Origin of the sequence: Oceanicoccus sp. KOV_DT_Chl (assembly GCF_900120175.1) — a bacterium.
Lineage (GTDB): Bacteria > Pseudomonadota > Gammaproteobacteria > Pseudomonadales > Dasaniaceae > Oceanicoccus.
The window spans coordinates 25668-38037 of record NZ_FQLF01000001.1 but is presented as its reverse complement, the minus strand read 5'-3'; the positions used below and the strand labels follow the sequence as shown (position 1 = coordinate 38037).

Sequence of the window (12370 nt, the reverse complement as noted above, 5' to 3'; positions counted from 1 at the left end):
CGATTAAATCTACTAATGACAGATAAAAACAGAGCTATCACCTTAACGGGCGGCGCAGGATTAGTCGGCCAAAATCTATGCGCAAAACTACTCGAACGGGGCTATAACAATCTAACCGTCTTTGATAAAAACCAATTCAACCTGGCCATTTTGCAGAAAATGCACCCTGCTATTCGCTGCTTTGAGGTAGATCTTGCTGAGCCCGGAGTTTGGCAGCAGAAAGTTAAAAGCGCTTCTCAGGTCATTATGCTACAGGCACAAATCGGAGCTAAAGAGTATGAGCCTTTTCAACGTAATAATATTCTGGCCACAGAAAATGTATTGGCAGCTATCAACCCCGAAAGCTGCCATCTGGTTCATGTCAGCTCTTCAGTTATAAACTCAGTGGCTGATGATTTTTATACTCGCTCCAAAACAGAACAAGAAAATATCGTTCTCGATAGTGGTATTGAATACTGCATCCTCAGACCGACGCTAATGTTCGGCTGGTTTGATAGAAAACACTTTGGCTGGCTCTCTAGGTTTATGAAAAAAACTCCAGTATTTCCGATTCCAGGGGATGGCAAATACCTGAGGCAACCTCTATTTGTCGGTGATTTTTGTGACATTATTGTTTCCTCTATGGAAAAAAGAATTAGCAACAAAACTTACGATATCACCGGCCGCGAAAAACTGACTTATATCGATATTATTAAAACGATAAAGAAAACCATTAAAAGCCGCACAATCCTACTACCAATACCCTATCGTTTATTTGACATACTATTACGGATCTACGGCATCTTTGATAAATCCCCCCCTTTACCCCTGCGCAACTGAAAGCTTTGGTGGCAGATGATATTTTTGATCTGGTCGACTGGGAATCAATTTTTGACGTTAAGGCAACCCGTTCGCCGATGCGATCGATATTACACTTACCGACCCTGTTTACAGCAAGGTAGTGCTGAAATTTTAACGAGTCCTGTTTTATGGCAAAAATTGCAGTTGTAGGCGCAGGCCCCATGGGCCTGACAGTCAGTTACCGTTTACTCAAAATGGGGCACCAGGTCACGCTTTTTGAAGCCGACAGCATCATCGGCGGCATGTCTGCTTCATTTGATTTTGACGGGGTTAAAATTGAGCGTTTCTATCACTTTCTTTGCCGCTCCGACTACCCGCTATTCGATTTACTGAGAGACCTGGGCATTGAAGAAAGCCTGCGCTGGCAGGACACCTACATGGGGTACTACTGGAAAAAGGCGACTCGCGATTGGGGCGATCCCTTTGCCCTACTCAGGTTTCCAGACCTATCTCTATTATCCAAAGTTCGCTACGGACTGATGGCCTTTACCTCAACCAAGCGGTCAAACTGGAAAAAGCTCGATGGTGTTGATGCAGTATCCTGGCTCAAGAATTGGGTCGGCCAAGAGGCCTATGATGTACTCTGGAAACCACTTTTCGAATTAAAATTTCATCAGTATACCGATAACCTTTCAGCGGCCTGGATCTGGTCAAGGCTGAAACGGGTAGGGAGCTCGCGCCGACATCTACTTCAGGAAAGTCTGGGCTATCTGGATGGCGGATCTGACACATTTCTCTATCGGATCAAGGACGCCATTGAAGATCTCTCCGGAGACATCAGACTCTCAACTCCCGTTAAGAAAATCACCATCAATAATGGCAAAATTACCGGTATCAACACTGAACAAGGATACGAAAGTTTTGACCGGGTTGTATCGACAGTACCGCTACCTTACGTGCCTGACATGCTGGAAGATTTGCCAGAAACCACCCTTGAACGCTACCGCTCGGTTGAAAATATCGCGGTTGTCTGTGTACTGGCCAAACTGAAAAAACCACTCAGTAAGTATTTTTGGCTGAATGTAAGTGACGAAACTATGGATATCCCGGGAGTTGTTGAATACACCCGCCTGCGCCCCTGAAAGACCATATTGTCTACGTCCCCTTCTACCTGCCAGGCGACCACCCGAAATACCTGGAGGCCGATGAAGTCTTTACCGGCAAAGTCAGGACATACCTAAAGCAAATTAACCCGAACTTAAGTGATGATGATATCCTCACCATCAAAGCAGGCCGCTACCGTTATGCCCAACCAATCTGCCCACCAAACTTTCTCGAGCAACTGCCACCCATCAACCCCGGGATTGAAGGACTGTATATTGCCGATACGTCATATTATTACCCGGAAGACCGTTCTATATCCGAAAGCATTAAGTTAGGTAATCAGTTAGCCTCCATGTCGGGACAATAACTGTGAAATCACTTTCCGCCCAATTTATGAACAAACAGTTCCTCAAGTTCCTTCTAGCTGGCGGGCTGGCAGCTATGATCAACTTCGGAAGCCGCTTCTTTTATAGCCAGTTTGTAGAATTTAAAATCGCTGTCATATTCGCTTTTTTCACCGGCCTGGTCAGCGGCTACCTCTTAGCCCGCTACATAGTTTTCGAGGCCGGAGATCATTCTCGCGGCAAGGAAGCCGGCTATTACATTCTCGTCAACCTTGTAGCGCTGGCCCAGACCTGGTTGATTAGCGTAGTCCTCGCTGACCTTGTGTTAATATCGCTAATGGGACAAGAGTCGGGAGAAGCAATAGCTCATTTTATTGGCGTTGTTTTCCCGGTGTTTACCAGTTTTTTGGGACATAAATATTTTACTTTCGCCTCTAAATAATAGAACCAATAACCCAGACACAGTATTTACTATGCCAGACCTAGAACAACAAGGCGAAGACCTTAAAGCACAATACCGCAACCGTTTCTCTAAAGCTGAAGAGTATCGAAAGGCACTTTGGTCAGTATTATGTAAGCAGTTTTTTCAGCACTACATACCTGCAAACTCCGTAGTACTGGATCTTGGTTGTGGCTGGGGTGAGTTTATTAGCAATATCGAAGCAGCGAAAAAATATGCCATCGACCTGAACCCCGACGCAGGAAAAAACTGGGCAATGAGGTGAGTTTTATTAACCAAAGCTGTGCTGATAGCTGGCCGGTCGATGACCACTCTCTGGATGTAATCTTTACCAGTAATTTCCTCGAGCACTTACCCGATAAGGTTGCTGTAGAAACCACTATTGAGCAGGCACAACGCTGCCTTAAGCCCGGTGGAAAAATCATCTGTCTGGGCCCAAACATCAAGTATTTACCCGGTGAATACTGGGATTTTTGGGACCACCATGTTCCAATATCGGAGCACTCATTAGCAGAGCTGTTAGAGCTTAAGGGTTTTAGTATTCAACAGAAACACGCTAAATTTCTCCCCTATACTATGTCAGATGGCAATCATCCTAATTTATTCCTGGTTAAGCTATACCTTAAAATTCCGCTGGTCTGGAAAATCCTAGGGAAGCAGTTTCTGATCGTTGCAACCCGTAATTCAAAAACACAGGCATAGCATAAACATGACCCAAGCACAGCAAACACCGCTCTGTGTCGATCTGGATGGCACACTGATACGCTCAGATGTTTTGCTGGAAAGCATTCTTAACATTATTATTCGTAAACCCTACCTGCTGTTACTCTTCCCGTTATGGCTCAGCCAGGGCAAAGCCCGGTTTAAACATAAAATCGCTGAAAATGCACATATCAACCCGGCACAACTGCCTTATAACGAAGAGTTACTGGATTACCTTCATAACCAAAAACAACAGGGGCGCAGCCTGATACTTGCCACGGCTTCCCACAGCAAGCCCGCAGCTCAGATTGCTGCCCATTTGAATATCTTTGATGACATCATCGCCAGCAACACTGACACCAATATGTCAGGCAAAAATAAGTTAGCCGAAATGACTCGACGCTTTGGAGTGAAGAATTTCTCCTATGCGGGAAATGCCTCAATAGATTTAAATATCTGGCCTCACTGCCAGGAAGCCATTGTCGTCAATGGCAATACTCAGGTTAGAAAAAATGCGGACAAAGTCGCCAACGTTGTACTGGAAATTGGCAAGCAACCCAGCCTACTACCCCAACTATTTCGGGCAACACGGGTTTACCAGTGGCCAAAAAACCTGCTGATCTTCGTTAATCTGGCGATGGCACATCAACTGGGAGAGGGTCAACTGTTACTCCAGACCACCTTGGCATTTATTGCATTTTGTCTGTGCGCTTCAAGTGTCTACCTGACTAACGACTTATGTGACCTACAAGCGGATCGTCAGCATGACACGAAAAAAGACCGCCCCTTTGCCTCCGGCAAGCTTTCTATCACTTGGGGCTTTTGCCTGGCGCCTATATTATTAGTGTCAGCATTAGCACTAACAGCCATTCTACCCCTAATGTTTACTCTCGCCTTGTGTGCCTATTACCTGGTGACTCTGGCCTATTCCTTCCTGCTTAAGAAAATCGCCATTATCGATGTGATCGTCCTTGCCGGCCTCTACACCCTAAGAATTGTAGCTGGCGCGACAATAATGGGCACATTCCCGTCCTTCTGGCTGATGGCCTTTTCAATGTTTCTATTCATGAGCCTAGCCGTCGCTAAACGATACGCCGAGCTCTATAGTCTGCAACCGAGCCAGGCACAAAACATACAGCGCAGAGGCTACGTTTACAGTGACGCAGAAACCCTTTCATCCCTGGGTATCACCAGCGGCTATATGGCTATACTGGTATTGGCACTTTATATAAACAGTACAGCTATTGTTCGCCTCTATACCCACCCTGAGCTAATCTGGCTGTTATGCCCTATTCTTATGTACTGGATTAGCCGGATCTGGCTACTGGCAAGACGCGGCTCACTGGATCAGGACCCTGTGTTATTTGCCATCAGAGACACAAAAAGCTACCTGATGGCAGCGATTATTTTACTGGTAATATGGTTTGCCAGGTAACATTGCATAGCCCTGAAAATTCCCCCGAAAGGGTATTAATCTCACCATGACAAAAAGCTACCAAAGCTGGAATAAAATCCCTTCCTGCAAACCCAGTCAGGTCCACATCGACGATTGGCGCTTTGAAAATTTACCCGCCTCAGGGAAATTACCAATGACCCCGTTTGGCAATGGGCGTAGCTACGGCGATGTTTGCCTGAACAAGGACGGCGCGTTACTAGAGAGCGCTCAGCTGAATCGAATGATGGAGTTCAATCGTCAGGAAGGACGCCTTATCGTGGAGGCGGGCGTTCAACTCGGGGAAATACTTGAACTACTGATTCCTGCAGGCTGGTTTTTACCAGTCATCCCCGGGACGCGGTTTGTCACTATTGGCGGCGCTATCGCTAATGATATTCACGGAAAGAATCATCAGCTAAAAGGCAGTTTCGGCGCTCATGTGGAACGGTTTGAGCTGCTTCGATCTTCAGGTGAGCGCCTTATCTGCTCTCGCCAGCAACACCCCGATTTATTTTCAGCGACCATCGGTGGCCTCGGCCTGACAGGCATGATTATATGGGCAGAGATTAACTTAATGCCTGTTAATTCAAACCGTATGGAATTCGAAGAAATCCCTTTCCACTCCCTCACCGAATTTCAAAACATCAACCAACAATCGTCAGACTGGGAATACACTGTTGCCTGGATAGACTGCCTCTCCCAAGGCGGAGGCCGAGGTATTTACAGCCGTGGCCGACATGCCAATGACGGTGAATTACAAAAAGCCCAAGCGAATGGCTGCAGGCTCCGTTAACACCGCCTGTGTCACTGATTAATAAACTTAGTCTGCGTTGTTTTAACGAATGCTATTTTCGCCTACACAGCAGGCAACAAGGTCTAAAGAAATGCCATTACAGATCTTTTTTCTTTCCTCTTGACGGGGTAAAACACTGGAACCGAATCTATGGCCGCAAGGGCTTTTACCAATACCAATGCGTAGTTCCCGATATTGAAACTATTGGAAAACTTCAGGCCTTAATCAGCTCAAGCAAAGCCGGTTCATTTTTAGCGGTGCTCAAAGAATTTGGGAACATCACTTCTCCCGGCATGCTGCCTTTCACCCGCCCTGGCTTCACGCTAGCAGTTGATTTCCCTAATCAGGGAGAGCAAACACTGGACTTTCTTAATAAACTGGATAGCATTGTTCTGGCCTCTAAGGGAGCGGTCTATGCCGCCAAAGATGCACGTATGTCTGCCCAGATGTTCAAAAATAGCTATCCTGGAACCAAAGATTTCACACCGCACATTGACCCACAATTTTCATCCTCTTTTTGGAGACGAGTAAATCCTTGAAAAAGTTTAATAACATTCTAGTATTTGGGGCCACTTCAGCGATATGCCACGCCGTACTAAAAATACTCTCTGAGCAAACATGTCATTTTTTTCTAGCAGCAAGAGATGAGTCGCGACTAGCAGCAATAACGCAAGACTTGAAAACAAGAGGCGCCACTATCAGTGGTACCAGCAGCTTTGATTTCAATCATGTTGACTCAATTCAGTCCTGTGTAGATAGCGCTAGTAATAAAATGGGGAGTCTGGATCTCATACTGGTCGCACACGGTACCCTCCCCGACAACGAGCTGCTGGAAAAAGATATCAACAAGGCTATCGAATCCATTAATGCCAACTTCACAAGTTGTGCCGCCATAGTACTGGAAAGCTGCCAGCGACTAGAAGCTCAGGGCAGCGGCACTCTGGCAGTCATTTCATCGGTCGCAGGTGACCGGGGGCGCAAGACCAATTACATTTATGGCGCCAGCAAAAGTGCCCTGAACACATTACTACAAGGCTTACAGGGACGATTTTCAGGAACAAATATACGCATAGTCAATATTAAACCCGGAATGATCGACACCCCCATGACCAGAGACTTTCAAAAGGGTTTACTGTGGTCAACGCCCGAGAAAATCGCCCCAGCGATATACAAGGCTATATTAATAGGAAAAAGTAACTGCTATGTGCCGTCCTACTGGCGACTCATTATGCTCATAATAAAATTTCTACCTGCGGCTATACTTTATCGGCTACCTATATAACGTTTTCAAAGAAATATCTTGCCATATAAGAAGTCAAGTCACTCAAAAAATTATATAACCAAACCTGTTCACGACCAACCAAAAAATATTCTAATAATCACCTACTAAATAATGAAAAACGTTAATATAAAAAAACTAACGCCACTCATAAGAATTCTTGCCTATTCAATAATTTTTATAGCCGCGGCTAGCTATTGCTTTATTATAATAACGTACGCACAAAACATACCTATGGGTGATGACTATCAGGACGCCATCCCTTTTATTCTTCAATTTTCTAGCGACAGTACTCTTGTTGAAAAAATCAACCAATTTTTATCACCCTATAACGACCACAGAATCGTCACTAACAGAATACTTTACGCGACAATCTACGCAATAACAGGAGAAATTAATTTTTACACTCTAACGATGATTGGAAATATTAACATCCTTGCTCTGATCGTTTGTTATTACCGAGAAATCAGATTCACCCCAGAGCGTCTGGTTACTCTTGCCATTATTTGCTCATTGTTATTCCAAATAGCTTGCACTAGAGCAGCACTTTGGCCAATAACTGTTATTTCCAACTATAGTGTCATCACCTTTAGCTTTCTTTCACTAATATTTTTAAATTGCAAATACTGGTGGGGGCTTCCCTTAGCAATTATTTTTGCCGCTTTTTCCACATTCACACTGGCTTCTGGACAATTAGTTTTTTTTGCTGGGTTAGCCTTGCTATTGACAAACATTCTGGATAGAAAAACATCCTTACTCGATAGGAAAAATATTATTTGGCTGGCCGCCGGACTATTAATTCTCGTTGTATTTTATAGTGGCATGCCCACAAAAAGGTTAGAAGCTGTCATAACACTGAACGGCACTCTCTCCAACCAACATAATTATATTTGGGCGTTTTTCAAATTAGTCGGATCTCCATTCGCCTATGGGAACCACTTACTTGCTGGCACAATAGGCATTTGCGGGGTAATCATACTTTTGACTGTGGCCATTTTAGGTGCCTGGAAACAGCACGTTTTGTTAGCCTTCTCTCTATTCCTCTTGGCCAGCCTTGCAGTGATCGCGCTGACAAGGTCATGGGGGGGGCACGATTACTTAATTGTATATGCTGATCGCTACCGTTTTATAGCTTTCAATTACTGGATTTGCATGATCATACTGACATTGAAAGTTCTATCTGAACAAGCATTGAAAATCAGTGCAACTTTGCTCCTATTAACATTTTTACTCTGTATTTATACCTATGAAATAAGAACCCCCATTATCAAAGAGGTTTACCACAGGAAAGAGAACGGAATGCAGATTTGGCAGGAAACGGGAGACGCAAGATACTTATCATATCCACAGGGAAGCAACCCAAAAAAAGTGCTAATGGATCTACAAACAATAATAGATGAGGGAAAATATACTCCCCTGACCCTACCAGTGATAGCAATAGCCAAAGACATCTCAGATGAACGCCCGTTTTGTAACCAGGACTCTTGCTTTGTCACCGAAAAACACTGAATTACTGTATTTTTAAACTGAATATTTTATTGTAACTAATTGAGGTAGATGTAAAATAGCCGCTAATAATCAGCGTGCTTTCGAGCCTAGCCGATAACTACCCAACCATTTAGTGACGGCGCTATAGCTGGAAAATAATAATTTATGACAACTCTCGATGACAAAACCATTCAGGATTTTGACGAACAATGGACACGCTACAGTGACAACGATGGCTGGTACGCATCTTTAGATCTCTTTAAAGACATGATTTCGCCGCTACTTTCTTGTGAGGATTTAAAAGATAAAAACATCGCCGATATTGGCAGCGGCACTGGCCGTATCGTCGGTATGCTTTTAGATGCTGGTGCATCACACGTCTATGCAATAGAACCCGCAACAGGCGCATACCAGAAAATGAAAGCCAATATAGCCGAAATGCCTAAAGGTGATCAGGTGACATGTATCAACGCCCGCGGTGATGATTGGCAAGCAGCATCCCCTTTAGATTATGTATTTTCTATCGGCGTCATACAGTTTATTGTTGACCCCGGCACAACGCTTAAAACAGCCTATGACAACCTAAAACCAGGAGGTGATATTTTCCTGTGGCTTTACAGTTATGAAGGCAACGAACTCTACCTGAACTTTATTCAACCTTTACGTAAGCTGACCACCAAACTACCCCATTTCATGCTAACTGTTGTTATTGAAGTGCTCTACGCCACCCTCTGCATTTACAGACTCGCGACAACTTTACTACCACTACCACTGAAAAAATATATAGAAACAATTTGGTGGCCAATGACGCCCAAAAAGAGACGGCTTGTGATATACGACCAACTAAACCCCTCGCATGCCAAGTACCACAAAAAACATGAAGCACTAGAAATTTTAGAAAAATCTGGATTTTGTAATCTCGAAATACATCATCGTCATGGATATAGCTGGTGCGTAAAGGGAACCAAGCCCTGCGCTTAAAGCGATAAATAAAACCACAACGAATTGACTATGACCCAAGATACCCTAGCGCAAATACATTGCCCCGTATGCTGCACAAGTAGCAGTCACAATCTGGCGGTTCAGCCGCAGGATTACGAGTACGACGTCGATATTGCAGCACAATTTAGTCTTTGTAGCTGCACTAGTTGCGGCTCTGAGTTTGTGTGGCCACGCCCAACTCTGGCTCAACTCCAGCACATGTACCCAGAAAACTATTATGCTTACGATCAGGAGATGGGACATTTCTGGCAAACCCTTTATGACAGACGCTGTCGAGCAGAGGCCAAGCGACTACTCAAGCTCACCTCAAGACGCCCAATACGCCTCTTCGATGTAGGTGCCGGAGACTGCCGTCATTTTCGCGCAATTGGGTCAATCGGAGGCTTTGAGTTCTCTGGTGTAGAGATGAACAAAGACATGGCCCGCGCCGCATGTGACGCCGGATTTGATATTTCTGATGGGACTTTTGAAGAATACAACCCAACAGAACGAGCAGGCACTGTTGATATCCTTACAATGAACCATCTGATCGAGCATGTTATCGACCCACAGGCCATGCTGAAAAAAGCGTTAACATTGCTGGCTGACGGTGGCGTATTTTACGGACGCACTCCAAAACTGGGCAGTCTGGGCAACCGTCTTTTTGGTCGTTACTGGGGCGGCTATCACTTTCCACGCCACCTGCATCTATTTACAAAGCAATCCCTCGATGCACTCTTACATGATAGCGGCTTTCGCGATGTGGAAATTGTAGAAGATCTAAACTTATTTCCAGCGCTATCTTTGCAAAACCTCCTTCTGGGAAAGCTTGGCTTACCACTAACAATAGACGGCGGGCATACTCGACTATGGACGTTACTTGTGGCCATCACCGCACCACTAAGTATTTTTGACTTTCTCGTTCGTCGCGGCGACTGCATGATATTCATCGCCCGCAAATGACAAGCACCAATTTGAGCTCAACTAATACCGAGGATGGGGACACTCAGTTCACTCCTGAGGAGAAACAACGCTACCGCAGGCCCAAAACGCTGCGACTGGTATTTGATCTATCGCTGTCCTGGATTCAAGCAATTCTAGCCTGCTCAGTATTTATCATTTATCCCTCAGTCTGGAGCTGGCTAATTTGCGTAATGATTATTGCAGGCGCACAGCACGGTTTGTCGATGATCAGCCACGAAGCAGCACACCGACTAATATGGCCTCAAGACCACCGGATCAACGACCGTATTGGCACCTATCTTTTTGCAGCGCCAGCGCTACTTCCATTCAATGTGTATCGACAACGCCACTTTATCCATCACCGCTTAGTGTCTCAGCAAAATGATACAAAAACCTTCTATCGACGCGACGTACGTGGCTGGCGGTTTTTAATCGAGATACTGCGAAGTCTATCCGGACTCGACTATATTCTCCAAGCGGTGGAGGCAATGCGACACGGAAAACAAGAAGGTAACGGCGAAAAATCCAAACAATTTAAAGCTAACTTACGCCACGACCAAAGAGCAATAATTGCGGTACACGGGATTATTTTTCTGGTTTTCCTAACAGTGGACCCGCTGCACGCAGGCATTCCTACCTACTATTTCATCCTATGGCTATGGCCACTATTAACCTTGAGCTTCCTCCTTGGAAAATTGCGCTCTCTTGCCGAACATCAACCACCCCGAGCTGACAATACTTCGGCTGCCAACACTGCCACCCCCTACTTTCTAAATACGCCCGGACCGATGTTACGCTCAGTTCACGCAACATGGCTTGAGCGTTTATTTCTTTCTAAAATCAACTTTCATTACCACGCGGAACATCATCTTTGGCCCTGGATAAGTTACCAATATTTACCCGAAGTTAATTGCAGGCTTTGGCAAGATGAATATGGCACGCGTACCGTAAAAAATAATCAGGTCTCCATTGAGGAAAACTACTGCAGGGTCTTAGCGAATAAGATACGCGGAGCATGAACAATCCACGACAACCTGCTACAGAGATGAGCTCAGCTAGACAGTGGCTGCAAAGTAACCAGATACGCAAATTGCTAAATTGGATTCTTCCTTTCACGGTTAGCGCGGCACTTCTTTCTTACACACTTTCAGGTATAGACATAGCGGCGGTTTACTCAAGAATTACTGTTGACCAGATATTGTTATTTATTCCCGCTTTGCTGATATTTCTGGGAGTCAGCCTACTGATTGAGGGCCTATGCCTTGTCAGTGTAGTTTCGCAGTCAAAAAAAGCTGTAATCACCCTCGCAATGGCAACAAAAATAAAAGCAGCGTCTTATCTACTAGGACTTATTAATTACGCCATTGGCGCTGGTGCGCTCAGCTTCTTATTGCACCGCCGCGCCGGTTTACCCCTTGCAGATGCAGCAGGAGCTGTATTTATCATCGGACTTTTCGATTTGAGCAGCCTCATTATACTTGTAAGTATAAGTATCATGCTTACTGGCGGCAACGCTATCGGTGTTCAGGTCAGCATAGTACTAATGGTCGGTCTAGGAATCATCGCAGGCTTCGTTGTATTGCGTGCGCCACTAGCAATGGGCATATTTGACCGGGTTCGACATCTGAATGTTTTTAGCGCTGCTCGGACATTACCCATCAAGTATCTAGTATGGCTTGTCACCATGCGCATGGGTTTTGTATTCAGTTACATTCTGCTCACTTGGTCAATTTTGGAAGGCTTCGACATCCAACTACCGTGGATCACAATGGCAGTCTATGTTTCTGTTTTGTTATTCGTCACTGCGTTACCCATCGCCGCAGCAGGACTAGGGACAGGCCAACTCGTATTCGTGACACTTTTCAGCGGATACGCCGACAAAGAGACGTTGTTAGCCGCCAGCTTTACTCTCTCAATTGGATTAATTATAGCGCGCTTAACCATGGGGTTGATTTTTGCACGGGAGTACAGTGCTGAAGCGCTCTCTGCGGACAGACTATAGACCAAATCATGCACTACTTAACTACGACGCTGAAAACTG

The 12370-nt window shown here is 45.1% G+C and carries 14 protein-coding genes; all 14 read left to right on the top strand.

Features of this window, described 5'->3' with window-relative positions:
- The first annotated feature begins 15 nt into the window (after positions 1-15).
- The 14 genes from UNITIG_RS00185 (at position 16) to UNITIG_RS00130 (ending at position 12331) form a co-directional block, all read left to right on the top strand.
- Positions 16-819, top strand: coding sequence for an NAD(P)-dependent oxidoreductase (locus UNITIG_RS00185; RefSeq protein ID WP_200821124.1), 804 nt, complete (start codon positions 16-18; stop codon positions 817-819).
- A 149-nt stretch (positions 820-968) separates the two neighbouring features.
- Positions 969-1922, top strand: a complete 954-nt coding sequence (locus UNITIG_RS00180; RefSeq protein WP_200821123.1) for an NAD(P)/FAD-dependent oxidoreductase — start codon at positions 969-971, stop codon at positions 1920-1922.
- A 331-nt stretch (positions 1923-2253) separates the two neighbouring features.
- A complete protein-coding gene (locus UNITIG_RS00175; RefSeq protein ID WP_200821122.1) occupies positions 2254-2670 on the top strand; it encodes a GtrA family protein in 417 nt (138 codons plus the stop codon).
- A gap of 31 nt (positions 2671-2701) precedes the next feature.
- The gene (locus UNITIG_RS23220) at positions 2702-2953 is read left to right on the top strand and encodes a class I SAM-dependent methyltransferase (protein WP_200821121.1); all 252 of its coding nucleotides are present in this window, start codon (positions 2702-2704) and stop codon (positions 2951-2953) included.
- A complete protein-coding gene (locus tag UNITIG_RS23215; RefSeq protein ID WP_200821120.1) occupies positions 2950-3390 on the top strand; it encodes a class I SAM-dependent methyltransferase in 441 nt (146 codons plus the stop codon). Before UNITIG_RS23220 ends, UNITIG_RS23215 begins: the two co-directional genes overlap by 4 nt.
- Before the next feature lie 7 nt (positions 3391-3397).
- Complete coding sequence (locus UNITIG_RS00165) at positions 3398-4825, top strand: UbiA family prenyltransferase (protein WP_101756552.1); 1428 nt, start codon at positions 3398-3400, stop codon at positions 4823-4825.
- 46 nt (positions 4826-4871) lie between these two features.
- Positions 4872-5618, top strand: coding sequence for an FAD-binding oxidoreductase (locus UNITIG_RS23210; RefSeq protein WP_200821119.1), 747 nt, complete (start codon positions 4872-4874; stop codon positions 5616-5618).
- 8 nt (positions 5619-5626) lie between these two features.
- Complete coding sequence (locus UNITIG_RS23205) at positions 5627-6157, top strand: hypothetical protein (protein WP_200821118.1); 531 nt, start codon at positions 5627-5629, stop codon at positions 6155-6157.
- Complete coding sequence (locus UNITIG_RS00155; protein WP_159930987.1) at positions 6154-6900, top strand: SDR family NAD(P)-dependent oxidoreductase; 747 nt, start codon at positions 6154-6156, stop codon at positions 6898-6900. The genes UNITIG_RS23205 and UNITIG_RS00155 overlap by 4 nt, the downstream gene beginning before the upstream one ends.
- Positions 6901-7131: 231 nt before the next feature.
- On the top strand, positions 7132-8406 hold the full coding sequence (locus UNITIG_RS00150; RefSeq protein ID WP_145999033.1) for a hypothetical protein: 1275 nt from the start codon (positions 7132-7134) through the stop codon (positions 8404-8406).
- 144 nt (positions 8407-8550) lie between these two features.
- The gene (locus UNITIG_RS00145) at positions 8551-9366 is read left to right on the top strand and encodes a bifunctional 2-polyprenyl-6-hydroxyphenol methylase/3-demethylubiquinol 3-O-methyltransferase UbiG (protein ID WP_101756549.1); all 816 of its coding nucleotides are present in this window, start codon (positions 8551-8553) and stop codon (positions 9364-9366) included.
- Between the two features lie 30 nt (positions 9367-9396).
- Positions 9397-10329 carry a class I SAM-dependent methyltransferase gene (locus UNITIG_RS00140; protein ID WP_101756548.1) on the top strand — a complete coding sequence of 311 codons (933 nt, stop codon included), beginning with the start codon at positions 9397-9399 and terminating at the stop codon, positions 10327-10329.
- Positions 10330-10340: 11 nt separating this feature from the next.
- On the top strand, positions 10341-11348 hold the full coding sequence (locus UNITIG_RS00135) for a fatty acid desaturase (protein ID WP_159930985.1): 1008 nt from the start codon (positions 10341-10343) through the stop codon (positions 11346-11348).
- Complete coding sequence (locus UNITIG_RS00130; RefSeq protein WP_101756546.1) at positions 11345-12331, top strand: lysylphosphatidylglycerol synthase domain-containing protein; 987 nt, start codon at positions 11345-11347, stop codon at positions 12329-12331. The genes UNITIG_RS00135 and UNITIG_RS00130 overlap by 4 nt, the downstream gene beginning before the upstream one ends.
- Positions 12332-12370: the final 39 nt, after the last annotated feature.

Bases quoted from the DNA above. Each gene is read 5' to 3' on its own strand.
- UNITIG_RS00185 (WP_200821124.1), top strand. From the start codon at position 16: ATGACAGATAAAAACAGAGCTATCACCTTAACGGGCGGCGCAGGATTA.
- UNITIG_RS00180 (WP_200821123.1), top strand. From the start codon at position 969: ATGGCAAAAATTGCAGTTGTAGGCGCAGGCCCCATGGGCCTGACAGTC.
- UNITIG_RS23220 (WP_200821121.1), top strand. From the start codon at position 2,702: ATGCCAGACCTAGAACAACAAGGCGAAGACCTTAAAGCACAATACCGC.
- UNITIG_RS00165 (WP_101756552.1), top strand. From the start codon at position 3,398: ATGACCCAAGCACAGCAAACACCGCTCTGTGTCGATCTGGATGGCACA.
- UNITIG_RS23210 (WP_200821119.1), top strand. From the start codon at position 4,872: ATGACAAAAAGCTACCAAAGCTGGAATAAAATCCCTTCCTGCAAACCC.
- UNITIG_RS00150 (WP_145999033.1), top strand. From the start codon at position 7,132: ATGGGTGATGACTATCAGGACGCCATCCCTTTTATTCTTCAATTTTCT.
- UNITIG_RS00145 (WP_101756549.1), top strand. From the start codon at position 8,551: ATGACAACTCTCGATGACAAAACCATTCAGGATTTTGACGAACAATGG.
- UNITIG_RS00140 (WP_101756548.1), top strand. From the start codon at position 9,397: ATGACCCAAGATACCCTAGCGCAAATACATTGCCCCGTATGCTGCACA.
- UNITIG_RS00130 (WP_101756546.1), top strand. From the start codon at position 11,345: ATGAACAATCCACGACAACCTGCTACAGAGATGAGCTCAGCTAGACAG.